General features: G+C 63.1%; 25 protein-coding genes and 1 pseudogene. 16 read left to right on the top strand and 10 right to left on the bottom strand.

Features of this window, described 5'->3' with window-relative positions:
* Window positions 1-10 precede the first annotated feature (10 nt).
* From NCS02_RS25870 to NCS02_RS25860, 3 genes are all read right to left on the bottom strand, one after another.
* The gene (locus tag NCS02_RS25870; protein ID WP_250523347.1) at window positions 11-1495 is read right to left on the bottom strand and encodes a TolC family protein; all 1485 of its coding nucleotides are present in this window, start codon (window positions 1493-1495) and stop codon (window positions 11-13) included.
* Window positions 1492-1785, bottom strand: a complete 294-nt coding sequence (locus NCS02_RS25865) for a hypothetical protein (protein WP_244808403.1) — start codon at window positions 1783-1785, stop codon at window positions 1492-1494. The genes NCS02_RS25870 and NCS02_RS25865 overlap by 4 nt, the downstream gene beginning before the upstream one ends.
* 87 nt (window positions 1786-1872) lie before the next feature.
* Window positions 1873-2268 carry a hypothetical protein gene (locus NCS02_RS25860; protein WP_250523346.1) on the bottom strand — a complete coding sequence of 132 codons (396 nt, stop codon included), beginning with the start codon at window positions 2266-2268 and terminating at the stop codon, window positions 1873-1875.
* A 147-nt stretch (window positions 2269-2415) separates the two neighbouring features.
* On the opposite strand from NCS02_RS25860, the gene NCS02_RS25855 reads away from it, so the two are divergent.
* The 3 genes from NCS02_RS25855 to copM all read left to right on the top strand — a co-directional run bounded on the left by NCS02_RS25855 (window position 2416) and on the right by copM (window position 4609).
* On the top strand, window positions 2416-2661 hold the full coding sequence (locus tag NCS02_RS25855; protein ID WP_244808405.1) for a heavy-metal-associated domain-containing protein: 246 nt from the start codon (window positions 2416-2418) through the stop codon (window positions 2659-2661).
* Between the two features lie 306 nt (window positions 2662-2967).
* Entirely contained in the window at window positions 2968-4188 is a 1221-nt protein-coding gene (locus NCS02_RS25850; RefSeq protein WP_250523345.1) for a permease, read from the top strand.
* A gap of 22 nt (window positions 4189-4210) precedes the next feature.
* The gene (gene copM / locus NCS02_RS25845; protein WP_250523359.1) at window positions 4211-4609 is read left to right on the top strand and encodes a CopM family metallochaperone; all 399 of its coding nucleotides are present in this window, start codon (window positions 4211-4213) and stop codon (window positions 4607-4609) included.
* Between the two features lie 98 nt (window positions 4610-4707).
* Here copM and NCS02_RS25840 read toward each other — a convergent pair whose 3' ends face one another.
* The 4 genes from NCS02_RS25840 to NCS02_RS25825 are packed head-to-tail and all read right to left on the bottom strand — an operon-like array spanning window position 4708 to window position 8344.
* Window positions 4708-6960 carry a copper-transporting P-type ATPase gene (locus tag NCS02_RS25840; RefSeq protein ID WP_250523344.1) on the bottom strand — a complete coding sequence of 751 codons (2253 nt, stop codon included), beginning with the start codon at window positions 6958-6960 and terminating at the stop codon, window positions 4708-4710.
* Window positions 6961-6980: 20 nt separating this feature from the next.
* Complete coding sequence (locus tag NCS02_RS25835; protein ID WP_244808408.1) at window positions 6981-7637, bottom strand: methyltransferase family protein; 657 nt, start codon at window positions 7635-7637, stop codon at window positions 6981-6983.
* On the bottom strand, window positions 7621-7887 hold the full coding sequence (locus NCS02_RS25830) for a DUF2933 domain-containing protein (RefSeq protein ID WP_502800902.1): 267 nt from the start codon (window positions 7885-7887) through the stop codon (window positions 7621-7623). The genes NCS02_RS25835 and NCS02_RS25830 overlap by 17 nt, the downstream gene beginning before the upstream one ends.
* 25 nt (window positions 7888-7912) lie before the next feature.
* On the bottom strand, window positions 7913-8344 hold the full coding sequence (locus tag NCS02_RS25825; RefSeq protein ID WP_250523342.1) for a hypothetical protein: 432 nt from the start codon (window positions 8342-8344) through the stop codon (window positions 7913-7915).
* Between the two features lie 307 nt (window positions 8345-8651).
* Here NCS02_RS25825 and NCS02_RS25820 point away from each other — a divergent pair.
* Both NCS02_RS25820 and NCS02_RS25815 read left to right on the top strand, forming a co-directional pair.
* Window positions 8652-9314: pseudogene (locus NCS02_RS25820) on the top strand (LemA family protein).
* Window positions 9311-9622, top strand: coding sequence for a TPM domain-containing protein (locus NCS02_RS25815; RefSeq protein ID WP_502800901.1), 312 nt, complete (start codon window positions 9311-9313; stop codon window positions 9620-9622). Before NCS02_RS25820 ends, NCS02_RS25815 begins: the two are co-directional and overlap by 4 nt.
* Here the strand turns inward: NCS02_RS25815 and NCS02_RS25810 are convergent.
* The 3 genes from NCS02_RS25810 to NCS02_RS25800 form a co-directional block, all read right to left on the bottom strand.
* Window positions 9609-10340 (bottom strand): IS6 family transposase, encoded by a 732-nt coding sequence (locus tag NCS02_RS25810; RefSeq protein WP_244808411.1) that lies wholly within the window; start codon window positions 10338-10340, stop codon window positions 9609-9611. The genes NCS02_RS25815 and NCS02_RS25810 overlap by 14 nt on opposite strands.
* A gap of 383 nt (window positions 10341-10723) precedes the next feature.
* Window positions 10724-11554: an anti-sigma factor family protein gene (locus NCS02_RS25805; protein WP_244808412.1), complete on the bottom strand. Its 831-nt coding sequence runs from the start codon at window positions 11552-11554 to the stop codon at window positions 10724-10726.
* Window positions 11551-12084: an RNA polymerase sigma factor gene (locus NCS02_RS25800; protein ID WP_061159553.1), complete on the bottom strand. Its 534-nt coding sequence runs from the start codon at window positions 12082-12084 to the stop codon at window positions 11551-11553. Before NCS02_RS25800 ends, NCS02_RS25805 begins: the two co-directional genes overlap by 4 nt.
* A 167-nt stretch (window positions 12085-12251) precedes the next feature.
* Between NCS02_RS25800 and NCS02_RS25795 the strand changes: the two genes are divergently transcribed.
* From NCS02_RS25795 to NCS02_RS25745, 11 genes are all read left to right on the top strand, one after another.
* Window positions 12252-12485, top strand: coding sequence for a hypothetical protein (locus tag NCS02_RS25795; RefSeq protein ID WP_244808413.1), 234 nt, complete (start codon window positions 12252-12254; stop codon window positions 12483-12485).
* 152 nt (window positions 12486-12637) lie between these two features.
* On the top strand, window positions 12638-13123 hold the full coding sequence (locus NCS02_RS25790) for an Hcp family type VI secretion system effector (RefSeq protein WP_061159551.1): 486 nt from the start codon (window positions 12638-12640) through the stop codon (window positions 13121-13123).
* 44 nt (window positions 13124-13167) lie between these two features.
* Window positions 13168-14223 (top strand): type VI secretion system protein TssA, encoded by a 1056-nt coding sequence (gene tssA / locus NCS02_RS25785; protein WP_250523341.1) that lies wholly within the window; start codon window positions 13168-13170, stop codon window positions 14221-14223.
* 33 nt (window positions 14224-14256) lie between these two features.
* Window positions 14257-14784, top strand: a complete 528-nt coding sequence (gene tssB / locus NCS02_RS25780) for a type VI secretion system contractile sheath small subunit (RefSeq protein ID WP_244808415.1) — start codon at window positions 14257-14259, stop codon at window positions 14782-14784.
* Between the two features lie 4 nt (window positions 14785-14788).
* Window positions 14789-16291 (top strand): type VI secretion system contractile sheath large subunit, encoded by a 1503-nt coding sequence (gene tssC / locus NCS02_RS25775; RefSeq protein WP_250523340.1) that lies wholly within the window; start codon window positions 14789-14791, stop codon window positions 16289-16291.
* 32 nt (window positions 16292-16323) lie between these two features.
* Entirely contained in the window at window positions 16324-16845 is a 522-nt protein-coding gene (gene tssE / locus NCS02_RS25770) for a type VI secretion system baseplate subunit TssE (RefSeq protein WP_244808417.1), read from the top strand.
* Window positions 16842-18737, top strand: a complete 1896-nt coding sequence (tssF, locus tag NCS02_RS25765) for a type VI secretion system baseplate subunit TssF (protein WP_244808418.1) — start codon at window positions 16842-16844, stop codon at window positions 18735-18737. Before tssE ends, tssF begins: the two co-directional genes overlap by 4 nt.
* Complete coding sequence (tssG, locus tag NCS02_RS25760; RefSeq protein ID WP_244808419.1) at window positions 18722-19756, top strand: type VI secretion system baseplate subunit TssG; 1035 nt, start codon at window positions 18722-18724, stop codon at window positions 19754-19756. The genes tssF and tssG overlap by 16 nt, the downstream gene beginning before the upstream one ends.
* A complete protein-coding gene (gene tssH / locus NCS02_RS25755; protein WP_250523339.1) occupies window positions 19749-22355 on the top strand; it encodes a type VI secretion system ATPase TssH in 2607 nt (868 codons plus the stop codon). The genes tssG and tssH overlap by 8 nt, the downstream gene beginning before the upstream one ends.
* A 10-nt stretch (window positions 22356-22365) precedes the next feature.
* Window positions 22366-22755 (top strand): DUF4280 domain-containing protein, encoded by a 390-nt coding sequence (locus NCS02_RS25750; protein WP_250523338.1) that lies wholly within the window; start codon window positions 22366-22368, stop codon window positions 22753-22755.
* Between the two features lie 15 nt (window positions 22756-22770).
* A partial coding sequence (locus NCS02_RS25745) for a type VI secretion system Vgr family protein (RefSeq protein ID WP_250523337.1) occupies window positions 22771-24846 on the top strand: 2076 nt, incomplete at its 3' end.

The raw sequence follows: 24846 nt of genomic DNA, 5'->3' as shown, positions 1-24846 counted from the left end.
GCAACGCCGGTTAGGTCGCGGGAGCGGGCGACGGCGCATCCTGCCCTGCTGCCTGAGGGCCCCGAGGTGTTTGCGACGCAGTTGGAGATGTAGTCGCTTCGCCTTGGGATGGGCTTGCAGCCGGTGGCGAGGCGAGAGGTGGGAGTCGTCCACCGAGCGACTGCTGCAGGTCCGTCTCCGCAGCCCAATAGTCTTTCAGGGCGTCGATGTATCCATTGACGGCCGCGACTTGGTCGCGTGAATCAGCAAGCAGCTCGAACACGCTCGTGAGCATGCCGTTGTAACGCAGCAGCATTTCATCCGAGATGGTCTTGCGCAGAGGGACGACCTCATCACGATAATGCTTCGCAACGTCGTAGCTCGTCACATAACCGGCGTACGACTCGCGTACCTCGGAACGTGCCTCAATCGCCGTCTGGGCGAGCCGGTTCGCCGACTGCATATAGATGGCTTCGGCGCGTGCGACCTTCGCGCTACCCCAATCGAAGATGGGAATCTCGACACTGATTTCGTACCCCTGCTCGCGCCCCTTGTCCGTCTCGAAGTTGTTGAGATAGCCGACATCGAGCGCATTGATGAAGCGTGTCGCCTTGCTGAGCCCCAAGGAGGTCGCGACACTTTGTGTCCGCAGTTTCGCCGCCTGAATGTCCAGGCGATTCTGCATCGCAAAGCGTTCGAGCTCGTCCAGTTGGGGCCGGTCCTTCGGCAGGTCGGGCAGTCGGTCCGGCAACCTGTACTGAGTCCCCGAGCCCCACAGTCCCATCGTGCGGGTGAGCTTTTCGCGGGCCATGATTGACTGCTGCCGGGCTTTTGCTAACTGCGCGACCGACTCCGCGTAGAAAACTTGCTCGCGCGCGTAATCGAGCCTGCTGAAATTGCCGGCCTGACGCATGCGCAAGGCAAGCTCCGCGCCAGCCTCGGCCGAGTCCTTGACCTGGGCAGCGTAAAGGGCTGCCTGCTCCGCAGCGACCGCGTTCACATAGGCTCGGCGAGCGTCAGCGGCCACGGCGAGCATCGCGTTGGCCGTCTCGAGCTTCGTCTGTTCGAAGCGGCGGCTCTCGATGCGCGTCGCCACGGGAAGCGTGAGAATTCCCAATACGCCCATCGAGAACGTCCGGCTGATTCCAAAACCGTCGCTCCAGTGCGTGCGGCTGAACGTAAATCCCGGATTGGGCAGGCGACCCGCCTGCACGAGGTCAGCCTCGGAAATGCCGAGCTCCCCGTATGAAGCCTGGAGTCCCCGGTTGTTGAGCAGCGCGACCTGGACGGCATCGTCCATGCCGAGCGGCTTCGACAGCAGTTCCTGGGTGCGCTTGAATGCGGCGTCGCGGTCTTCGTCGGTCTTGATGTAGACCGCATCCTTGCCAAGGCGCTCGGACGCGGTCGTCGACACGGTGTTGAATCCACCGTCCTTTGAAAACGTCGTGCAGCCGGCCAAAAGTACCGTAGCAATGGCTAAGGATGCCACGCGGTTGGGGGCGAAGTTCCGAATCATTTCGACTCGCTCCCGTGTTCGTGACCGTTCTTTCCTGCTGGTGTCGCAACTGGTTGCTGGCCGCGCTTGATGGTTGTCGTGCCACGACTGGGCGCAACAGCACGGTTCAACTGTTGCCAGCTCGGTGCGTCGCCGTCCTGCCAGGATTTGTATCCGTCGAACGCAGAGTGCGCGGCAGCGGACGGAACCGATGCTCCGGCATCAGTCGGGTCGGGCACGACTACTGTGGCGTGAGCGAGCAACGGCAACACTGCGCTTGCGCCCAAGAGCGCCGCAGATATTGTTCGCATGAATTTTTCTCGTCGTTAATCATCCGGCGCCCGTGAAAGACGCCAGAAGCACTTGCTGGTCGCAGCGAATGGCCGCGAGTGAGCGGATTAGACGAGAATGGAGCGGGGAGGACGTTCGATGCCGTCGGTCAGGAACAACACGACACCGGCATCGGGAGGCAGTGGGACGGAGAAATGAATCAGGTCACTCATAGCGGAAACCGTAGGCACTACGGGTAGCGCTGCACCGACACAGCAGGACGCGCAAGTCAGACAGGCATGAACATGGTGGCCGCCGTTGTGTTGATGACCATCGTGGTCATTGCTGTCGGCCACAGCCGTATGCCCGTCCGCTGCACCAGATTGATGGAAGTGATGGGGGGTCGATGCTTCGTCATCGGCCGCCTCCGACGGCGCACAAATCATCGAGACGGCCGCAAACGACTGAACCGGAAGGCTCAGCATAAGCAGCAGGACGAGAATGAGTTTGCGCCAATAAGACATGGGTGCGAAGTCTAGCACGGGGTGCCGAGCCGTGTAACCGCGCGAAGGTGTCAGTGTGTAACCCGACCTGCTGCGGTGTGCGAACTCGACTCAACGGTTCGACTTTCGCGTCTGCTGGCCCCGCTTAATCCTCTTGACCTTCCCAGCATGGGAAAGTTCATGCTACGGAGAATCGCAGATGATGGAGGCGAAAATGAATTCAGAGTACCGGACATGTCGTGCGGCGGATGTGCAAGCGTAATCACCAAAGCGGTGGCAAAACTCGACCCTGCGGCAAAAGTACAAATCGATGTCGCAGCAAAGACGGTGCAGGTTGAGTCGTCGTCGAATCAGGACGACATCGCCTCTGCCATTGCGCAGGCCCGCTTCCATCCAATCGTCATTGCTCCATAAGCCGCGAACACGGGCGGCGCGGTCCCAGTGCAGAGGCTCGCTGCGGGCGAAAAATGGGTGGGCATGACGGGTGCTGGCTACGTCGCTGCTATCGATTGGCGCCTGTAGAACCAGTCATACCGACAAGGATGCACGCCATTTTCGCTCGACTGCTGAGGGAACTTTGCGCGCGACTAATTGCGCGGACGCTATCGTCAGCATGTTAGACGAAGGACACACGGGCGACCGTGGGCACCGGTTTGCTGAACGTCACCTCGCCGGCCCCTTCTTCGCAGTCGAGCCCCACCGTCATAAACGGAGTCCGGGATGAACATTCTCAGCGCACTTTGTCACGCCCTGTGGGTGTCTTTCACCATGTTATGGCAGATATTCTGGGGACTCAGCCTGGGCTTTTTGTTTTCTGCCTTAATTGAAGTGACGGTTTCGAAGGCAGAAATGTCGGAGCTGCTACCAGACCATTCCTTGCGTTCGCTGACCCGGGCGAGTCTCTTCGGCGCGGCGTCCTCATCTTGCTCGTACGCCGCTGTCGCCATGGCGCGCTCTATGATTAGGAAGGGGGCCGACTTCACAGCAACGATGGCATTTCAGTTCGCCGCGACCAACCTGGTTCTCGAGCTAGGCGTGCTGATGTGGGTGCTAATTGCCTGGCAGTTTGCCGCCGCTGAGTTCGTCGGTGGCGCCATCATGATTTGCGTGCTCGTTCTGCTCTTTAGGCTCTTTCTGCGTGACTCACTGAAAAAGCAGGCCATCGACCAAGCAAACAAAGGTATTGCAGGCAGTATGGAAGGGCATGCCGCCATGTCGATGGATGAACAGAACGGGACGTGGAAGGAGCGGCTTACGTCGAAGGATGGCTGGAAGACTATTAGCCATAGTTATGTGATGAACTGGGCCATGCTATGGCGGGACATCGGCGTCGGACTACTCGTTGCCGGAGCCATAGCCGCGTGGGTGCCGGACAGCTTCTGGCAGAAGTTCTTCATGGTGAATCATCCAACGGTCGCCATGATTTGGGGCGCTTTCATCGGCCCGCTCATTGCGGTTGCCTCATTCACCTGTTCGGTCGGAAACGTACCGTTGGCCGCCGTTCTATGGAAGGGAGGAATCAGCTTCGGAGGCGTCGCCTCGTTCATATTCGGCGACCTCATCATCCTTCCCATCCTGCACATCTATAGAAAATACTACGGTGGGAGAATGACCGCGTTCATGGCCGTGACCTTTTATGTTGCAATGGTCGTGGCTGCGCTTATCGTGGAGATGGTGTTTCAGCTAGCGGGCTGGGTTCCGCGCGAGCATCATACTGCCGTGGTCGACGCCGCGATTTCATTCAACTACACGACGATACTGAACATCATTTTCGGCGTCATCTTCGCAATATTGACTGTTGTTTTTTTCAAGACCGGTGGCCCCGAAATGATGCGGATGATGGAACGCGACGAACATGACCACCACGGTGACGGACATGAAGCAAGCTCCCACCGGCATCGTGCGGAGTCACCCGGCCACGGCTCCCATCAGCAAAATTGATTTTTCAACACGGGAGAACGATATGCAAACGCGAGCTTCAGTCCGGACGGCGGTGCGATGCGCAGCCTTAGCGCTCGGTCTCCCAATCGGTCCGGCAATCGCCCAGCAGGGGGCGTCTATGCCGGCCATGAGCATGACAAGTTCCGCTGACGCTAAGTTATCAAGTTCCACCGACGCGTTCAAACGAGCCGACCAGAAGATGATGCAGCAAATGCAGGCACGGGCCTACACCGGTAACGCCGATAAAGACTTTGTTGCCCACATGATTCCCCATCACCAAGGGGCGATTGGCATGGCCGAGGTAGAGCTGAAGTACGGAAAGGACCCAGAAATGAAAAAGTTGGCGCGCAGTATCGTGAAGGCTCAGAAGGAAGAAATCGCACTGATGAAGCGATGGCAGGCAAAGAATAGTCAAAAGTAGGTCGAGCAGCCTGCATCAAGAACGATGCAGGTGACTGCCGAGAAGGCGTCACGGATGAAATCGTACGCGCTAAGCGTAGAGTGCATGCTTCGATTGGCTTATATTCGTGTCCCCCGCAGCCGCAGAGCGTTTCCAATTACAGAGACCGAGCTCAGGGCCATAGCGGCGCTTGCGATGATTGGACTGAGTAGAATGCCGAGCCACGGATAAAGCACGCCCGCCGCGACCGGGATGCCTACCGCGTTGTAGGCGAATGCGAAGAACAGGTTCTCGCGGATATTCTTCATCGTCGCCATGCTCAACGAGCGAGCTCGAGCGATGCCCCGCAGGTCGCCCTTGACGAGTACGACGCGTGCACTGTTCATCGCCACGTCGGTGCCAGTTCCCATCGCAATGCCCACATTTGCCTGAGCGAGCGCGGGCGCATCGTTCACGCCGTCGCCTGCCATGGCCACGATGTGCCCCGACTGTTGCAGTTCCTGAACATGTTTGTATTTGTCTTCAGGCAAGACGCCAGCCTTCACGGCATCGAGCGCCAGCGACTTCGCGACCGCGCGAGCCGTGACCTCGTTGTCGCCAGTGAGCATCACAATCCGGACGCCGGAATCCTGCAACTGCCGCACCGCCTCCGGTGTCGTACCTTTGACGGGGTCGGCGACGCCGATATAACCCGATAGCTCGCCGTCTATCGCGAGATACATGACGGTCTGCCCGGCTTCGCGCAAACGTTCAGTTTCATGCTCCACCGGCCGGCAATCAATACCCAAGTCAGCCATCAATCGAGCGTTACCCAATGACGCTCCATATCCGCCGATTTTTCCGGTCACACCTTTTCCAGGTACAGAGTCGAAGGCTTCGACCTCAGATGCCGCTGCGCCGGTTTCTTTCGCGTAGGCAGTGATTGCCTGCGCGAGCGGATGCTCGCTGGCCCCCTCCAAACTCGCTGCGTAACCGACTATCATCGACTCTTGCGTCGCTTTCAGCGCAACCGCCTTCTGAACGCGTGGTTTGCCCTCGGTCAGCGTGCCCGTCTTGTCGACAACAACGGTGTCGACCTTTTCCATCAATTCAAGCGCCTCTGCGTCCTTGATGAGCACCCCGTCCTGGGCGCCACGACCAACGCCGACAATGATGGACACGGGTGTGGCAAGCCCGAGAGCGCACGGACAGGCAATGATGAGCACGCTGATAGCGACGACGAGAGCGTTAGCCAGAGCCGGTGAAGGCCCGGCGACGGCCCAGACAAGGAATGCGGCGGCCGCTATTCCAATAACCGCGAGCACGAACCAGCCCGCCACCTGGTCCGCTAGCTTCTGGATAGGCGCCCGCGAACGCCCTGCGTCTGCGACCATCTGCACAATCCGCGCGAGCAATGTTTCGGCGCCGACCTTCTCCGTGCGCATCAGGAAGCTGCCCGTCTGATTTACCGTCGCCCCAGTCACCTTGCTTCCCGGGACCTTTTCCGCAGGAATTGATTCGCCCGTAATCATCGATTCGTCGACGCTCGAACGACCGTCCGTCACGACACCATCGACTGGAATTTTCGAACCGGGCTTGACGCGCAAGATGTCGCCGACGGCAACCGCTTCGAGGGGAATAGTCTCCTCGGCACCGTCGGCTCGGATACGTACCGCCGTGTGCGGAGCGAGTTGCAGCAGGTCACGTATGGCGCTCGACGTGCGTGAGCGTGCGCGAAGTTCGAGCACCTGTCCGAGCAGAACCAGCGTTACGATGACAGCAGCAGCCTCGAAATAAAGCGGTAGCTCCTGTCCACTTCGAAACGCTTGCGGCAACGCATCCGGGAAAAACAGCGCGAAAACGCTGAACACGTAAGCCGCAGCAACGCCCAGCGCGATGAGGCTGAACATGTTCAGCTGCCACGTGGTGAACGACTTCCATCCTCGCTCGAAGAAGGGCCATCCGCCCCACAGCACAACCGGTGTTGCCAGCAACGCCTGGACGCATTGGGACCACGATGCGGTCATCCAGTGTGGGACGCGAGTAAACAAGCCGTTCATTGCTGAGTCGATGTCGAAGGGCAGAAACATTCTGCCCATCGTCATAAAGAGAAGCGGAACCGACAGAACAAGCCCGACCCAGAAACGGCGGGTCATCGACTCGAGTTCAACGTTTCGCTCTTGCGTGCCGGTCGGCGTTATCGGCTCAAGGGCCATCCCGCAGATGGGGCACGCGCCGGGCGCAGCCGCGCGGATTTGCGGATGCATCGGGCACGTGTAGATGACGCCGGTCTCTGGAGGCGGGGACTGCTCGTCGACGACGACGTGCTGATGGCCGGCGTTCCCGTTAGTCCGTTGCGTGTTCGCGTGAACGTGCGCGTGTGATGCGGGCATAGTGTGAGTCCACCCTCAGCTCAATGAGCTTTGACTGTCTCGTCGCTTGACAGTCGCGGGATAAAGCGCGGCGTGTGAGCTGCATACTCTCGCCAGGCTTGCCCGAAGCGAGCTTCCGAATCCTTTTCCTCCTGAATCGCGAGCCGCACGTACATGAACACCAGGACAGGAAACATCACAAGCGTGACAAGCGTCGGCCACTGAAGCAGAAACCCGAACATGATGACCACAAAGGCAACGTACTGCGGGTGCCGAATTTTCGCGTAGGGTCCCGTAGCGGCAAGTTGTCCGACGCGTTGTGCTTGGTAAAGGACGTGCCACGCTGTCGACAGCAGATAAAACCCGCCAAATATCAAGACGATGCTCAATATGTGAGGAACCCCAAAATGCGGGTCGCCATGCCGGCCGGTCATCATCCACCAGATGTGTCCCGAGTCGTGCGAGAACAGGTTTGTTCGCGGATAGTGCGTCTGCAGCCATCCTGAGAGCAGATAGATGGTGAGCGGGAACCCATACATCTCCGCGAATAGTGCGACAACGAACGCGGAGAAGCCGCCGAATGTGCGCCAATCGCGTCTCGTTGCTGGCTTGAAGAAACTGAACGCGAAGATGATGAACACCAGCGAGTTGATGACTACGAGACTCCACAGTCCGTAGCCGTTACCGATGCTGCTCATGGCTGTCCCCTGCTTCGGGTGTGTTTGCATTCCTCACGGAACCGCCATTTCCGTGAGCGTGACCATGACCGTGGTGCATGAAAAGATGCATCAGTGGGCACGAAAGCAGTAGGAGGTATGGCAGCACACCAAGAAAATGCGCCCGGTGCTCAGAAAAGAGCAGGAACAAGGCGACAGCCGCGAAGGCCAGTAGGCCAATAGCGGAGCGTGATTTCCAGAAGGGGCGCGAGCTGCGCTGAACGTCATTCATCGTCATCCCCAATCGCGAAGTGAGATTACTTGCTCGACGGGGGATTCTGCGCAGACTGGCGGTCCATCATCGCCTGCATCATCATCTGCATCATGTCGAGCCGCTTCTCCATCATTTCGTGCGTCTGGACTGACATCGGCATCCCGTTGGAATCCCGCCTCATCATGTCCATCATGTGCATGCCCTTCTGCATGGACTTCATCTGCTCGTCCATCAGTGCGGCGCGCTCCTCGGGCGTCGTCGCAGCCATCATCTTCTCGTGCATCGCCTGCATCTGTTTCATCTGCTCGTCAACACTCGCGAGCTTTTTACTCTTCGCGGACGATGCGCTTGCCGCCGCCGGGTGATGCGCTTTGTGATCTGCCGCGTCGGTTGTCGCTGGAGAGCCAGCCGCACTTGCGAGCTGCATGGTGAAGGTCATCGCTGTGACAAGCGCGGGCTTTTTCAGACGATTCATCGACGCTCTCCATGGAGACAATTCCGGACCGGACGACTTCAAACAGCCGTCTCCAATTTACCGCCGGAGACGCAATGTCTATTGATTTGGCTCAACCAAAAACGAAAGCGCCGAAGACACTCGCTGTCCGTGATAACCGTGCTCGAGTTGTATTTCTCAGTACATGCGGACTGGAGGCGCACTTCTACCAAGTTGATTTGGGTCAATCAACTATTTGCGCGCCTCCGTTCGATGGAGCTGTGCAAAATGCGCTGCATCCATGGGCGCGGCATGCAGGGAAATCGTCGAACGAAAAGGGGAAACCCCTATGCCTGACAGCCAGCGATTCTCCGACGGTAAGCGACGCCTCGCGCAGGCGTTCTTGACACCCGTTTTCGCGACGCTAATTCTGGGGCTGTCGGGATGTGGCTATAACGCCATCCAAACTGAAGACGAGCAGGTGAAAGCGAGCTGGTCTGAGGTCCTAAACCAGTATTAACGTCGTGCAGACTTGGTACCCAATCTGGTCAACACGGTGAAGGGATACGCTAACCAGGAAAAGGAAGTCCTGGTTAGAGTGACGGAAGCTCGCTCAAAGGTTGGCTCGATTCAAGCGACCCCGGAAATGCTGTCTGACCCACAAGCATTCGCACGATTTGAGTCGGCGCAGGGTCAACTCACCTCGTCCCTGTCTCGCCTGCTGGTGGTGTCCGAGAACTACCCGCAACTGAAATCGGACGCGAACTTCCGGGACTTGCAGGCGCAGCTCGAAGGAACTGAGAATCGAATCGCCGTGGCACGCAACCGATACATCAAGTCGGTTCAGCAGTACAACTCAAGTGTACGGTCGTTTCTAAACAACCTGACGGCCAAAGCTTTTGGTTATCAGGAAAAGCCGAATTTCTCTGTAGCGAACGAAGGAGAAATCGCAAAGCCGCCGCGTGTCGATTTTGGTGCAGCGCCTTCGTCTTCCAGCGGAGTCAACAATTGAAGGCCTTTGGTGCGCTTCTCGTACTCGTCATTGCAGCACTGAGTTTTGCCGGGCTGGGTGCGTATGCCGACGTATCGGTGCCGCCGCTGACGGCGCGGGTTATCGATGAAACGGGGACGCTGACGGGTGAGCAGCGGTCGTCGCTTGAGCGAACCTTGAAAGACTTCGAGGCCAGCAAGGGAACTCAAATCTCCGTACTCATCGTCCCCACGACGCAGCCCGAGACAATTGAGCAGGGTTTTGTCAAGTTGACTCAGAAACGTCCATACGGTTCGAAAAGGGTAGCTTTACTAATCAAATACCACTGACCTTCGATTCTGAGATCGTCCATTGATGCCAGGCTGCCAAGCGCTGCTTCAATTCCGCTCGGTGACGACCCGCATTCATCCGATGTCGAGGCAATGCGAAGTGCTGTCGGATCGGACCGAAGCACGAGAGAAACGCCTGAGTCAGGATCGGGTCGCGAAAGCCGCGCATGTGACGCTCGCGACCGCGCGTGGGTTGATGACTGTTCTCTGCCCGGTTGTTCAGGCGCGCGGCCGCTTTCACGAATACATGCTTGACGTGCGCCAACCCCGGTATCTCCGCTTTGGCTGACGGGTAGCTGCGGAGCTGATCGGTTACGATCTTGCTTGGGGCCGAGTGGCCGCGCAGCACGCGCTGGAAGAAACGCTTCGCCGCAGCCTTGTCGCGGCGCTTTTGCAGCAGCACGTCCAGTTCCGTGCCATGCTCGTCGACCGCACGCCAGAGCACGTATGGCTCGCCACGCAGGCTCACGAACATCTCATCCAGATGCCAGGTTGAACCCGTCTTGCCGCGCGCGGCTTTCGCACGACGGGCAAAGCAAGACCCAAACCGTTCGCACCACTGGCGGATCGTCTCATACGTGACGCTTACCCCGCGCTCTAGCAACAACTCCTCGATGTCGCGCAAGCTGAGGTGGAAGCGCATGTACCAACGCACCGCGCAACTGATGATCGACGCCGGGAAACGAAAACCGTGAAACGGTGATTTGCTCTTCTTCATGCTGGCATTCTATCCGGTCGTCTGTTCAACCTGGCAAAACCGTTTCATTGAATACCAAATAGGGTGCTTTTTCAATGACGCAATGGACTAGCACGGTGTCGCCCATACCCTCAAAGCCGTTGCCCTCAGGCCGGACTGCGAAAATGCGATGCGCTCGTCGAGGCCTGGGCGACAAGACCCGACGAAGAGGAATATCATCCGCAATCGTTAGAGCAACGGCAGCTAGCAGGATGAACGAGCAAGAAGAAGGGGCAAAGTCGGCGCAGCGCAGCAAGGAGTCGGCCAAGAGCGAACACTGAACGCGTCCGTTGCCAATGCCGTCGTGAAGGGCGCACGGCCGGGTTCGACCGGGGCCCTGCGGCACGTACGTATAGACGATTCCCCTAACTGTCGCGCGAGCCGTCCGCGCGGTCGCTGTACAGCGGCGCAATCTTCCCGTTGGCGATGCCGTTGCCGACGGCCTGTAGATCGAGCGACGGCGACTTGGCAAGCAGCACGTAAGCGAGCCGGTTCGTGCGCCACGTGACCGTCTTCATTTCGCCGACCTGACCGGTACGCACCGGCGCGTCGCTCTCGTTTTCTTCGATCACGCACAGGGCCACCGGATCGCCGCGCTCCGGCAGATACACCATCTGAATGAGCGGGCGGTCATGGTAATTCAGGCGCTGCACGCGCTTGAACTTGAGCCCGACCTGACGCAGATCCGGAACCGCGATCGGCATGCCGTCACGCTGATGGATATCGGCCAGAACCTGCTCCGTGCTGGCCTTGTCTTCCCGCAGATTGGCGACCGTGTCGCGTCCGTAGAGCACCTGATAGTCCGCCACGCTCTGCACCCACGGATCGGCGCCGCGCTTCAACGGATTGAAGCCGCCGAGATAGCCGGTGAGCACGCCCGAGCAGATCGCGCCCGCGACGAAGGCCGCGGCCGCCCATTGCATCGGAAAACGGCGTGAGCCGCGCGACGCCTTGCGCTCCTGCGTTGTGCTGACGCTCACCAGTTCCTCGATGCGGCGCGTGAGGCTTTCCGGCACGGGCGGCACCGTTTGCCGGTCGTACGCGGCGCGATACGGCAGCACCGACGCCTGCAGCGCCGCTGCGCGCGCCGCCAGTTCGTCGGAGTGGGCGATCGCCGCTTCGATTTCCGCGCGCTGTTCCGGCGAAAGCTCGCCGTCGACGTACGACATCAGCAGCGAATCATCGACATTCATCATAAGGATTCCCCTTTCCTAACTGCCGCCGGCGCCTGCACGCTGAATTTTTGACCGATCGTCAGCCGCGCGCGCGACAGCCGGCTCATGACCGTGCCGATCGGCACGTCGAGCACCTCGGCCGCCTCGCGATAGCTCAGGCCCTCGATCGCCACCAGCACCATCACGACGCGCTGCGCTTCGGGCAGCGCCTCGACCGCGTCGATCACCTGGCGATGCAGCATATCCAGTTCCGGATTGCGCGCCGACGGATCGGCGAACGATTCGATTTCCTCGTCCTGCCAGTCCATGCTGCCGCGGCTGCGAATCGAACGGGCGCGCAGTTCGTTCATCCAGGTCGAATGCACGATCGAAAAAAGCCAGCTCAACGTCGATGTCCCCGGCTGCAACTGACTGCGCCGCTCCAGCGCCCGCACGCAGGCGCGCTGCACCAGATCCTCGGCGTCGTGCTGATTCTGCGTCAGCCTCAAAGCGAACCGCCATAGCCGCGGCAACAGCGTCGGCAAGACGGTCGGCAGATCGTCGTCGTTCATCGGGGCAGCTCCTGTGATGGGCGCGCTCATGATTGACAACACTCCAGACGCCGATCTATTCCGTAAATTTTTCGATTTTTTTTCGGAATAAGCGGACGGGGGCGGCTGTTTTCGGGTCACGGATCGCGCAACGGCGCGCACTCGAACCACCGAATAGGAGACAGATCATGGAGACCCTCCTCGACCGGGCCCGGCAGGCAGGCATGGCGGTCATGCTGGACGCGTGCATCGGACGCGAACGTTTTCATAGCATAGCCGGTTCGACGGCAACGCTCGAACGATTTGCGCAGCTTTGCGAAGCGCCGGCGGTCAGCCGCGACACGCTCGAAAGCTGGGCGGCGCTGTGCGAGCGCGGCGCCGTGATAGCCGTGGCGGTGGCGATCCGCCGTGCGCTCGCCTGAATAAGTGGCGTTTCGAACGCGCGGAAGCATCGATTTAGATTAGGCATCCGAATCAATGCGGGCTGAATCAAGCTCGCGAACCAAGCTTCGCGATCCAATGGCGACGCGAATTTTGCCTGTGCCGCAAGGCGCATTTTTCTCTGGAGACTGACATGGCTGTGGATATGTTTCTCAAGCTGGGCGATATCAAGGGTGAATCTCTGGCGGTGGGTCACACCGAAGAGATCGAAGTGTTGAGCTGGTCGTGGGGGTGCGCGCAGACGGGCACCACGCACACCGGCACGGGCGGCGGCACCGGAACCGCGGCGGTGCAGGACCTCACGATCAGCAAGTATGTCGATAAAAGCTCGCCGACGATCGTGCAGTCGTGCTGCCAGGGCGTGCACATGCCTGAGGCCGTGCTCACGCTGCGCAAGGCGGGCGGCACCGATCCGGTCGAGTATCTGAAGATCACGCTCAAGGAAGTGCTCATCAGCAGCCACTCGGTGGGCTCGGGCGGCGGGGATCAGGTTGCCGAGAGCGTCACGCTCAACTTCGCGCAATTCAACATGGAGTATCAGCCGCAGGACAACACCGGCGCGAAGAAGGGCGGCGTGGTGACGGGCAAGTGGAACATCCCGAAGAACAAGTCGGAATGAGCCGTCGCTTGACAGACTAACCCACGCCTCATACGGACCTCACCATGAATCGCGCAGATATCGCAGGCTGGCTCGCCGACCTCACGCCGGATCTTCCGTGCGGCGAGGACGAAGAGTACAGCGCCGATTTCCGGTCGCTGGAAGAGGCGCTCGCCGGCAAGCCCGACGCCCAGTACGGCGGCACCGTGATCGCCGCCACGCCGCCCGACTGGACGCTCGCCCACGCACTCTCGATGACCCTGCTCGAACGCACGCGCGATCTGCGCGTCGCGGTGCACTACACGCGTTCGAGCACGGTTCGCGAGGGTTTCATCGGACTGGCGCGCGGCCTTGCGCTGATCGAAGGGCTGCTCGATCGGCACTGGGGCGGCGTGCATCCGCAGCTCGATCCCAGCGATGGCGACGATCCGACCGCGCGGGTCAACGCGCTGTCGGCGCTCGTCGACGATGCGGGACTCGCCGGCGATCTGCGCGACGTGCCCTTCGTCGCGCCGCGCGGCCAGCGTGGTTTCGCGCTGCGCGAGCTCGATGTGATGTCGGGCGAAGCGCCGCTTGCCGAAGGCGACGAGATGCCGACGCTCGCCGCCATCGATGGAGCGTTCGCGCAAGCCGGTATCGACGAAGCGCGGGCGATGGGCGCGGCGCTCTCATCGGCGCGGTCGTCGCTCGCGAACATCGAGAGCACGCTGACGGCTCGGGTGGGGCCGTCGCGCGCGCTCGATTTCGGGCCGCTCGCCCGGCCGCTCGGACGCATCGGGGAGTTCGTCGCGGCACGGGTCGACGTGCTGGACCCGGATACGGGGAGAAGGGGAAGTGTGATGGAGACCAGCAGCAGTGAAGAGGGCGCGGGCTCCGGTCCGGCGGCGCAGCACGCCGCCGTGGCCGGACCCACCACGCCCCGGCGCATCGCGAGCGCACGCGACGTGGGCGACGCGCTCGACGCGATCTGCGCGTACTACGCCGAATGCGAGCCGTCGAGCCCGTTGCCGGTGTTGCTGCAACGCGCGCGCAGGTTGGTCGGCAAGAGCTTCATCGAAATCATCGAGGACGTCGCGCCGGATGGCGCACATCAATTCAGGCATCTGGGCGGCGTCGTCTGACCGGTCCCGGACACAAGCACAGGAGTGGACATCGTGGCAAAAGAAAGCAGTCAGAAATTCATCGCGCGCAATCGTGCGCCGCGCGTGCAGATCGAATACGACGTCGAGGTTTATGGCTCGGAAAAGAAGGTCAACTTGCCCTTCGTGATGGGCGTGCTCGCGGATTTGTCGGGCCAGCCCGCCGAGCCGCTCGCGCCCGCCACCGAGCGCAAGTTTCTGGAGATCGACGTCGACAACTTCGACGAACGCCTCAAGTCGATGAAGCCGCGCGTCGCGGTGCAGGTGCCCAACACGCTGACGGGCGACGGCAATGTCGCGGTCGATCTGACCTTCGAGAGCATGGACGACTTCACGCCCGCCGCGATCGCCCGCAAGGTCGAGCCGCTGCGGCAACTGCTCGAAGCGCGCACGCAACTGGCGAACCTGCTGACTTACATGGACGGCAAGACCGGTGCCGAAGCGCTGATCGCCCGGCTGCTGGAAGAGCCCGCGTTGATGAAGGCGCTCGCCGCCCAGCCGCGCGCAAACGACGACGCCGACAAACCCGTGACCGGAGCATGACGCGATGAACGATCTCAGCATCCAGCAACAGCGCAGCCCTACCATCATCGACGCGGCGCCCGAACTCGACGACTTCTCCACGCTCTTGCAAAAGGAATTCAAGCCGAAGTCCGAGCGTGCCCGCGACGCTGTGGAGAACGCGGTGCGCACGCTAGCCGAGCAGGCCTTGCGCGACACCGGCGTGACTTCCGGCGATGTCCTCGCGACTATCGAAGCGCTCATCGCGCAGATCGATCGGACGCTCACCGGGCAGATCAACCTGATCCTGCACAGCGAGCCGTTCCAGAAAGTCGAGAGCGCATGGCGCGGCCTGCATTACCTCGTGAACAACACGGAAACCGACGAGTCGCTCAAGATCCGCGTGCTGAACATCTCGAAACCGGAACTGCACAAGACGCTGAAGAAGTATCGCGGCGTCGCGTGGGATCAGAGCCCGCTTTTCAAGAAGCTCTACGAGGAAGAGTACGGCCAGTTCGGCGGCGAGCCTTACGGCGCGCTGGTCGCGGATTACTACTTCGATCACAGCGGCCCGGATGTGGACCTGCTCACGCAGATCGCGAAGATCGCGGCGGCGGCGCATGCGCCGTTCATCGCGGGCGCGGACCCGGCGGCGCTCTTGATGGAATCGTGGCAGGAACTCGCCAATCCGCGCGATCTGACCAAGATCTTCCAGACGCCCGAGCACGCCGCGTGGCGCTCGCTGCGCGATTCGGAGGACTCGCGCTATATCGGCCTTGCGATGCCGCGTTTTCTCGCGCGCGCACCGTACGGCGCGAAGTGCGATCCGGTCGAGGCGTTCGACTTCGAGGAAGACACCGCTGGCGCGAACAGCAGCAAGTACGCGTGGGCGAACGCATCGTATGCGATGGCCGCGAACATCACGCGCTCGTTCAATACGTTCGGCTGGTGCTCGCGCATTCGCGGCGTCGAGTCGGGCGGGGCGGTCGAAGGATTGCCGGTGCATGCGTTCCCGACGGATGACGGCGGCGTCGACATGAAGTGTCCGACCGAGATCGCGATCAGCGACCGGCGCGAGGCCGAACTCGCGAAGAACGGCTTCATGCCGCTCGTGCACAAGAAGAACTCGGACTTCGCGGCATTCATCGGCGCGCAATCGCTGCACAAGCCGGCCGAGTACGAAGACCCCGACGCCACCGCCAACGCGAATCTCGCCGCGCGCCTGCCGTATCTGTTCGCGTGCTGCCGCTTTGCGCATTACCTGAAGTGCATCGTGCGCGACAAGCTCGGCTCGTTCAAGGAACGCGACGACATGGAGCGCTGGCTGCAGAACTGGATTCTTCAATACGTCGATGGCGATCCCACGCACTCTTCCGACGACACCAAGGCGCGCAAGCCGCTCGCCGATGCGCAGGTCATCGTGGAGGAAGTGGCGGGCAATCCGGGCTACTACACGTCGAAGTTCTTCCTGCGCCCGCACTACCAGCTCGAAGGTCTGACGGTGTCGCTGCGGCTCGTGTCGAAGCTGCCGACGGCGAAAGCCGCGTGATCCTCGATCATTCCGTGCACAAAGGAACCGCCATGTCCGAACCTTCCGCCCGCGACCGCCTGCAGCCTTCGCTGCTGGACCGTCTGACCGATTTCGAACCGCACGCGCGCCATGAATCCCGCGAGCGTCGCGTGATGTCGGCGCGTGCGCTGCGCGAGAGCGTGCAACGCGACATCGGCTGGCTGCTCAACGCGAGCTGTCTCGGCAATGGTGCGGACGTGGCGAACCTGCCGCATGTCGCGACGTCGGTGCTCAATTTCGGCCTGCCGGATCTCGCGGGCCGTGACGTCGCCGCGCTCGCATCAGGGGCGCTGGAGCGCATGATTCGCGACGCGCTGTGGGCGTTCGAGCCGCGACTCGCACGCGAATCGGTGCGCGTGACGGCGATCGACGACGCGAAGCGCACGCGAGGCGGCCACGTGATCTGCTTCGAGATCGAGGCGGACATGTGGTCGCAGCCGTATCCCGAGCGCCTGTTCCTGCGCACGGAACTCGATCTCGAAGCGGGCGATGTGCGCGTCTGCGACGCTCGGGCCGTGGAGCAACCGGCATGAATCCCGCGTTCCTTAGGTACTACAGCCAGGAGCTGCAGCACGTCCGCGAGATGGGCGGTGAATTCGCAGCCGCGTTTCCGAAGATCGCGGGACGGCTCGCGCTCGATGGCGTCGAATGCGCGGACCCGTATGTCGAGCGGCTGCTGGAAGGCTTCAGCTTTCTCGCCGCGCGCGTGCAGATGAAGCTCGACGCCGAGTTCCCGCGTTTCACGCAGCATCTGCTGGAGCTGGCGTATCCGCACTATCTCGCGCCGACGCCGTCGATGACGGTCGTGCAGCTTCAAGCCGATCACGCGAATCCGCAACTCGCGGCGAGCGCCGATGGCATCGTCGTGCCGCGTCATACCGCGCTGCGCGGCATGCTCGACAAATCCGCGTCGACGCGCTGCGAATTTCGCACCGCGCATGCGGTCACGTTGTGGCCTGTGGAGATCGCGCAGGCGAAGTTCTTCACGCATGCGGGCTCGCTGAACGCGTCGTCGCCTGCGCTGCCCGCAAGCGTGAAGGCGGGATTGCGCCTGCGGTTGCGCGCGACCGGCGCGCTCGGCTTCGAGCGCCTTTCGCTCGACCGACTCGCGCTCTATCTGCGCGGCCCGGATGGCTTGCCGGCGAAGCTGCACGAACGGCTGCTCGCGCATTGCGTCGGCGTCGCGGTGATCCAGCCGGGCAACGACGCAGGCGCGGCGGCCACCGTCGCCGTGTTGCCGAAAACCGCGCTGCGGCCGCTCGGTTTCGCCGATGACGAGGCACTTCTGCCGGTCGGCCGGCAATCGTTCGATGGTTATCGGCTGCTGCAGGAGTATTTCGCCTTCGCGCCGCGCTTCATGTTCGTCGAAGTGACCGGATTGCGCGACGCGCTGCGTCACTGCCGCGGGCGGGAAGCGGAGATCGTGATCCTGCTCGATCAGGCGGACGCGTCGCTCGAACGCGCCGTCGATGCGTCGAACTTCGCGCTCGACTGCACGCCCGCCATCAACCTGTTTCGCCGCCGTACCGACCGCGTCGCGCTCTCGGAGACGGAGTTCGAATATCACGTTGTCGTCGACCGCACGCGTCCGATGGACTACGAGATCCATCAGATCGACGAAGTCACCGGTTACGGCGCGGGCGCCGATGCGCGGAAGCAGTATCGGCCGCTCCACTGCGCGAAGGATCTCGACATGCCGGGCGAGGGCGGCGCGTTCTATCAACTGCGGCGCGAGTCGCGGCGCGCGTCGGTGCGGCAGTTGCAGAACGGCGCGCGCAGCAGCTACCTCGGCAGCGAAGCCTTCATCGCGCTGGTCGATGCGTCGAGCGCGCCCGAAAGCGGCGACGTGCGTCAGCTCGGCATCAGCGCGTGGTGCACGAACCGCGATCTGCCGCTTTCGATGCCGGTCGGCGCGGGATCGACCGATTTCACGCTCGAGACGGAAGCGCCCGTCACCGCCGTGCGCTGCGTCGCGGGCCCGAGCCGGCCGCTGCCTTCGTTCGCGGAAGGGCCGTCGGCGTGGCGGCTGCTCGATCATCTTTCGCTCAATTACGCGTCGCTCGTCGATACGGACGAGCAGGAAGGCGCCCGCGCGCTGCGCGAACTGCTCGCGCTCTACTGTCCCGCCGACGATGCCGCCGCGCACCGGCAGGTCGAAGGCTTGCGCTCGGTGTCGTGCGCGCCGGTCGTGCGGCGGCTGCCGTCGCCGGGGCCGATCGTCTACGGGCGCGGCCTCGCGATCACCCTGCACTTCGATGACGCCGCATTCGAAGGCGGGAGCGCGTTCCTGCTCGGCGCGGTGCTCGCGCAGTTTTTCGCGCAGTACGTGTCGATCAACTCGTTCACCGAGACCCAGGTCGCGACGCTCACGCGCGGTCCGGTGATGCACTGGCTAGCGAGGACCGGACGATGCGCGACGCTCTGACCATCGACGGCGTGCTCGCGCGCGACGCCCGCCGCTTCGACTTCTTCCAGGCGCTGCGGCTGATCGAGCGGGCGCATGGCGAGCGTCCGCGCCTCGGCCGGTCGCTGTCCGCGCGCGACGACGCCGTGCGGCTCTCGCAAGACCCGGAGCTGATCTTTCACGCGACGACGCTCGGCGATTACATGCCGGGCGAGCACGGCAAGCCGGGGCGGCTGGCGGTCAATTTCCTCGGCCTGCTCGGACCGAACGGCCCGCTGCCGACGCATCTGACCGCCTACGTGCGCGAGCGCGTGCGTAACGCGAACGATCCGACGCTCGCACGTTTTCTCGATGTGTTCCATCACCGGATGCTGTCGCTGTTCTACCGCGCATGGGCGGATGCTCAGCCGGTCGTGAGCGCCGACCGTCCGCGCGACGATCGCTTCGCGGCTTACGTCGGCAGCCTGTTCGGTCTGGGCGCGCCCGCGCTCGCCGATCGCGACGCCGTGCCCGACTCCGCCAAGCGCCATTTCGCGGGCGTGCTCGCCGCGCCGACGCGCCATGCCGACGGGCTGCGGCTGATTCTCGCGCGCTTCTTCGGCGTGAACGCGTCGATCGAACCGTGGCGCGGCCACTGGATCGCGCTGCCGGACGACGCGCACACACGCCTCGGCGGCGCGCGGCTCGGCGTATCGACGGTCGTCGGCACGCGGGTCTGGGATTGCCAGCACAAGTTTCGCATCGCGATCGGGCCGCTCGGCTATGTCGACTTCATGCGTTTCCTGCCGGGCGGCACCAGCCTCACGAAGCTCGCCGACTGGGTCCGCAACTACGTGCGCGATCCGCTCGACTGGGACGTGGCGCTGCATCTGAAGCGCGAGGACGTGCCGCCGCTGCGTCTGCAAGGGAATGCGAAAAGCGGCGCGCGTCTGGGCCGGAACACCTGGCTCACGAGCGGCGCGCCGGTCCATGACAACCATCGGGTCGTGATCGCCGGGCACGCGAAAACGAGCCATCGCAAGGAGACTCTTCATGACTGAAATCAGCCGCATGGCCTTGTTCGGCAAGCTCGATCCGCTTGCCTATCGCGCGATCGAAAACGGCGCCGCCTTTTGCAAGCTGCGCGGCAATCCGTATGTCGAACTGGCGCACTGGATGCATCAGATCCTGCTCGCGGCGGATTCGGATGTGCGTCGCCTCGTGCGGCACTTCGAGTTGGACGAGGCCGCGCTCGAACGCGATCTGACCGCCGCCCTCGACCGGCTGCCGCGCGGCGCGACGTCCGTCTCCGATATCTCCGCGCAAGTCGACGAAGCCGTCGAGCGCGGCTGGGTCTTCGGCTCGCTCATGTTCAACGCCGGGAAGGTACGCACCGGCCATCTCGTGATCGGCATGTTGCGCACGCCGAATCTGCGCAACGCGCTTTACGCGCTTTCACGCCAGTTCGAGAAGATCAGCTTCGACGCGCTGTCCGCCCGCTTCGACGCGCTGCTCGACGGCTCGCCGGAAGCGCAGTCTGCGCCCGCCGCGGAACCCGCCGCGCCGCTCGCACGGAACGACGCGCTCGCCCGCTACACCGTCGATCTGACCGCCGAGGCGCGCGAAGGCAAGCTCGACGCAATCGTCGGGCGCGACATGGAGATTCGCCAGGTCATCGACATTCTCATGCGGCGCAGGCAGAACAACCCGATCCTCACGGGCGAGGCGGGCGTCGGCAAGACGGCGGTGGTGGAAGGCTTCGCGCAGCGCGTCGTCGCCGGCGACGTGCCGCCCGCGTTGCGCGACGCGGTCGTGCGAACGCTCGACATCGGGCTGCTCCAGGCGGGCGCGAGCGTGAAGGGCGAATTCGAGAACCGGCTGAAGCAGGTGATCGAAGCGGTGCAGGCGTCGGACAAGCCGGTGATTCTTTTCATCGACGAGGCGCATACGCTCGTCGGCGCGGGCGGCGCGGCCGGCACCGGCGATGCCGCCAACCTGCTCAAGCCCGCGCTTGCACGCGGCACGCTGCGCACCATCGCGGCGACGACGTGGGTCGAATACAAGAAGCACATCGAGAAGGACCCGGCGCTCACGCGGCGCTTTCAGGCGGTCAAGGTGCCCGAGCCTTCCGAAACCAACGCGATCGCGATGATGCGCGGCCTCGTGCGCAAGATGGAGCGGCATCACGGCGTGCAGGTGCTCGACGAGGCGCTGGAGGCGGCGGTGAAGCTGTCGCATCGTTTCATTCCCGCGCGCCAGTTGCCCGACAAGGCCGTGAGCCTGCTCGATACCGCCTGCGCGCGCGTCGCGGTGAGTCAGCAGGCGCTGCCGCCCGCCATCGACGATGCGAAGCGTCGCATCGAGACGTGGACGACGGAAAGCGAGATCGTGGCGCGCGAAGCGGCGCTCGGCATCGACACCGAAGAACGCGCCGCCGATGTCGCCGCGCGGCTCGACGTCGAGCACATCCGCCTTGCCGATCTGACCGCGCGCTGGGAAGCGGAGCGCGCGCTGGTCCAGCGCATTCTCGAGGCGCGCCGGGTTGTCGAAGAGGGCGGCGAGTCCGTCGCGCTTGCGGACCTCAAGGCCCTGACCGACGAACTCGCGCAACGTCAGGGCGAAGCGCCGCTGATTTTGCCGGGCGTGGATGCACACGCGGTGGCGTCGGTGGTGCAGGACTGGACCGGCATTCCCGTCGGCCGCATGGTGCGCGAGGAAGCCGCCAGCGTGCTCGATCTGGCCGCGACGCTGAATCGCCGCATCGTCGGACAGGATCACGCGATGCACATGATCGCGCGCCGCGTACAGACCGCGCGCGCCGGCCTGGACGATCCCTGCAAGCCGGTCGGCGTGTTCATGCTGGCGGGCACCTCGGGCGTCGGCAAGACGGAAACCGCGCTCGCGCTCGCCGAGGCGCTGTACGGCGGCGAGGACAACGTCGTCACCGTGAACATGAGCGAATACCAGGAAGCGCACACTGTTTCGCTCCTGAAGGGCGCGCCGCCGGGATACGTCGGTTATGGCGAAGGCGGCGTGCTCACCGAGGCGGTGCGTCGTCGTCCTTATAGCGTCGTGCTGCTCGACGAATTCGAGAAGGCGCATCCGGACGTGCACAAGCTCTTCTTCCAGGTTTTCGACAAAGGCCGCATGGAAGACGGCGAAGGCCGCGAGATCGACTTCAGCAACACGCTGATCTTGCTCACGACGAACGTCGGCACCGAACTCATCACGCGGATGTGCGGCGCTGGGCATGAGGCGTCGTCTCCGGTGCCGTCGCCGGAAGACATCGCGCGGGCGCTGCGGGAGCCGCTGCTCGAAGCGTTCGCGCCCGCGCTGCTCGGGCGCGTCGCCGTGATTCCGTACTACCCGCTTGACGAAGCGATGCTCGATGCGGTGATCCGCCTGCAACTCGCGCGCATCGGGCGGCGTATCGGCGAGCGGCATCGCGTGAGCTTCGTATACGACGACGCGGTCGTCGGCCAGATCGCGCGACGCTGCACGGAACGCGCGAGCGGGGGCCGCATGATCGACGCAATTCTGACCAACACCGTGCTGCCGCGCGTGAGCGCGGAATTCCTGAGCCGTCTCGTCGATGGCCGCAGCGTCGCAAAAGTCGAAGTCGGCGTATCCGACGGCGACTTCACCTATTCGTTCGATTGAGGAGAAAGCCATGCCGCAACAAGTCGTCATGGGCGCGATGCTGCAATGCTCCTTCGGCATGACGCCGTCCGCGCTCGTCGTGCTGCCCCTCAACCGCGTGCGCTGCGAAGGGTCGATTGCCGCGAACATCATGGACCACGAGCCGCTCGTGAACATCATGCCGTTCGGCATGTGCACCTCGCAGGCGAATCCGCAAGTCGCCGCGGCCACCGCCGCCGCCCTCGGCACGCCGACGCCGATGCCCTGCGTGCCCGCGACGCTGACGCCGTGGGTGCCCGGTGCGGTCACGGTGCTGCTCGGCAACCAGCCGTCGCTCGACAGCGTGTCGAAGTGCGTGTGCAACTGGGGCGGCGTGGTGACGATCGCCGATCCGGCGACATGCGCAACGCAAATTCCCTGAATGACGAGGCCGCCGATGATGCTCACCGACACCGATCGCATCGCGCAGACGACCTGCGCGCTCGGCAAGAACGCGCTCGTGCTGTATCGCATGCGCGGACGCGAGGAGCTGGGACGTCTCGCGCAATGGGATCTCGAACTGCTCGCGGACCGCTCGAATCTCGACATCGCGAGGATGCTCGGCAGCGACTTCTCGCTGTCGCTTGCGATTCCTTCCGGCGGCACGCGCGAGTACAACGGCATCGTCACCGCGTTCGAGTTGGCGCGGCCCGCGAGCACGCAGCCCAATCTCCCGGCGATGTATCGCGCGACAGTGCGCCCGCGTATGTGGCTGCTCACGCGCGCGTCGCACTGCCGGTTCTTTCACCAGATGACCGTGCCCGCGATCATCGGCAGCGTGCTTGCGGACTATCACATCGACTTCGAGAACAAGTGCTCGGCGGCGTATCCGAGTCTTGAACACTGCGCGCAGTATCGCGAGACGGATTTCGATTTCGTGAGCCGGATCGCCGAGCGCGAAGGCATTTACTACTACGTCGAGCATCGGGGCGGCAAGCATCGGCTGATCCTCACGGATTCGTCGCAGGTGCATGCCCCGACGCCGCATTGCAATGCGCTGCCGTTTCGCGCGCAGACCGGCGCGCCGCATGAGCACGAATGGCTGTACGCATGGTCGGCGGGCGGCGAAGTGGCGACGGGTATCGTCGAGATTAACGACTACGACTTCGAGAAGCCGTCGCAATCGGCGCAACAGGGTCTCGTCGCGCGCGCGCATCGCGCGAAGCGTTTCGATGAAGCCGTCTACGCGATGCAGGAGCACGCGCCCGGCTACAAGCGCCACGAAGACGCCGAGCGTCTTGCGCGCGCGCACGTCGAGGCGCATCAGGCGGCCAATGTCTTCGTGAGCGCGCGCACGACCGCGCGCGCCATCTGGCCCGGCGGGACCGTGCAGTTGAGCGACCATCCGCTCGCGCAGCACAACGGCGAATATCTCGTCGTATCGGCTGAGTATGAAGTCAATTCGGATGACTATCTTTCGACTTTCGATGCGCGCAACCGTCCGCCGGTTTTCGATTGCGCTTTCAAGGCGTTGCCGCGCGACGCCGGATTTCGCGCCGCGCGCAGCACGCCGCGTGCGTGCGTCGCCGGGCCGCAAACGGCGGTGGTCGTCGGGCCGAAAGGCGCGGAGATCCATACCGACAAATACGGCCGCATCAAGGTGCAGTTCCATTGGGAGCAGCTCGAACCGGAAGCGGCGCGCGAATCGTTGCAACGCTGCTGGGTGCGCGTCGCGCAGCCGTGGGCCGGCAAGGGCTACGGGGTGTTCTTCCTGCCGCGCATCGGACAGGAGGTGCTCGTGCATTTCATCGAAGGCGATCCGGATCAGCCGCTCGTGATCGGCAGCGTCTACAACGCCGCGCAGACGACGCCCTACGAACTGCCCGCGAAGATGGCGCGCACGACGCTCAGGAGCAATTCGACGAAAGGCGGCAACGGTTTCAACGAAATGCGTTTCGACGATACGAAGCATGCCGAGCAACTGTTCTTTCACGCCGAGCGCGATCTGGAAACCTGGGTCAAGCATGACGCGCTCACGCGCGTCGGCAACGAGCGCCATGTAATCGTCGAGCAGGACGACTTCGCGCGCTGCGGCGGCAATCGTAGCGACGCCGTGCAGGGCGACCAGCGCACGCGCATCGGCGGCAAGTTTTCCGTCGATGTCGGCGGCGATACACAACACAAAAGCGGGGCGAATATTTCGGTGGGGGCGGGTGTTAACGTCGATGTGAAGGGCGGGGCCAACGTCACCATCGAGGCAGGCGTGACGCTCACGCTCAAGGCGGGCGGCAACACCATCGTGCTCGGGCCGTCCGGTATCGCGATCGATGCGGCCGGGCCGGTGTCGATCGACGGCGTGGTCGTGCAGATCAACTGCGGCGGCGGAGGTGGCGGCGCGGGGGGGGGGGGCGGCCCCCCCCCCCCCCCCCCCCCCCCCCCCCCCCCCCCCCCCCCCCCCGGCCGAGGCGACTGGGCGGATGCCGTCACCAATGCACAGCTTGGCGTGCCGGTTGGCACGCGCGTCGGCACCGGT

Origin of the sequence: Caballeronia sp. NCF2, from assembly GCF_023631205.1 — a bacterium.
Taxonomy (GTDB): Bacteria; Pseudomonadota; Gammaproteobacteria; order Burkholderiales; family Burkholderiaceae; genus Caballeronia; species Caballeronia zhejiangensis.
This window is presented reverse-complemented; position numbering and strand designations above follow the sequence as displayed.

Coding starts and splice junctions, on each gene's coding strand:
- NCS02_RS25870 (WP_250523347.1), bottom strand. CDS start 1,495: ATGATTCGGAACTTCGCCCCCAACCGCGTGGCATCCTTAGCCATTGCT.
- NCS02_RS25865 (WP_244808403.1), bottom strand. CDS start 1,785: ATGCGAACAATATCTGCGGCGCTCTTGGGCGCAAGCGCAGTGTTGCCG.
- NCS02_RS25860 (WP_250523346.1), bottom strand. CDS start 2,268: ATGTCTTATTGGCGCAAACTCATTCTCGTCCTGCTGCTTATGCTGAGC.
- NCS02_RS25855 (WP_244808405.1), top strand. CDS start 2,416: ATGGGAAAGTTCATGCTACGGAGAATCGCAGATGATGGAGGCGAAAAT.
- NCS02_RS25850 (WP_250523345.1), top strand. CDS start 2,968: ATGAACATTCTCAGCGCACTTTGTCACGCCCTGTGGGTGTCTTTCACC.
- copM (WP_250523359.1), top strand. CDS start 4,211: ATGCAAACGCGAGCTTCAGTCCGGACGGCGGTGCGATGCGCAGCCTTA.
- NCS02_RS25840 (WP_250523344.1), bottom strand. CDS start 6,960: ATGCCCGCATCACACGCGCACGTTCACGCGAACACGCAACGGACTAAC.
- NCS02_RS25835 (WP_244808408.1), bottom strand. CDS start 7,637: ATGAGCAGCATCGGTAACGGCTACGGACTGTGGAGTCTCGTAGTCATC.
- NCS02_RS25830 (WP_502800902.1), bottom strand. CDS start 7,887: ATGAATGACGTTCAGCGCAGCTCGCGCCCCTTCTGGAAATCACGCTCC.
- NCS02_RS25825 (WP_250523342.1), bottom strand. CDS start 8,344: ATGAATCGTCTGAAAAAGCCCGCGCTTGTCACAGCGATGACCTTCACC.
- NCS02_RS25810 (WP_244808411.1), bottom strand. CDS start 10,340: ATGAAGAAGAGCAAATCACCGTTTCACGGTTTTCGTTTCCCGGCGTCG.
- NCS02_RS25805 (WP_244808412.1), bottom strand. CDS start 11,554: ATGATGAATGTCGATGATTCGCTGCTGATGTCGTACGTCGACGGCGAG.
- NCS02_RS25800 (WP_061159553.1), bottom strand. CDS start 12,084: ATGAACGACGACGATCTGCCGACCGTCTTGCCGACGCTGTTGCCGCGG.
- NCS02_RS25795 (WP_244808413.1), top strand. CDS start 12,252: ATGGAGACCCTCCTCGACCGGGCCCGGCAGGCAGGCATGGCGGTCATG.
- NCS02_RS25790 (WP_061159551.1), top strand. CDS start 12,638: ATGGCTGTGGATATGTTTCTCAAGCTGGGCGATATCAAGGGTGAATCT.
- tssA (WP_250523341.1), top strand. CDS start 13,168: ATGAATCGCGCAGATATCGCAGGCTGGCTCGCCGACCTCACGCCGGAT.
- tssC (WP_250523340.1), top strand. CDS start 14,789: ATGAACGATCTCAGCATCCAGCAACAGCGCAGCCCTACCATCATCGAC.
- tssE (WP_244808417.1), top strand. CDS start 16,324: ATGTCCGAACCTTCCGCCCGCGACCGCCTGCAGCCTTCGCTGCTGGAC.
- tssF (WP_244808418.1), top strand. CDS start 16,842: ATGAATCCCGCGTTCCTTAGGTACTACAGCCAGGAGCTGCAGCACGTC.
- tssG (WP_244808419.1), top strand. CDS start 18,722: ATGCGCGACGCTCTGACCATCGACGGCGTGCTCGCGCGCGACGCCCGC.
- tssH (WP_250523339.1), top strand. CDS start 19,749: ATGACTGAAATCAGCCGCATGGCCTTGTTCGGCAAGCTCGATCCGCTT.
- NCS02_RS25750 (WP_250523338.1), top strand. CDS start 22,366: ATGCCGCAACAAGTCGTCATGGGCGCGATGCTGCAATGCTCCTTCGGC.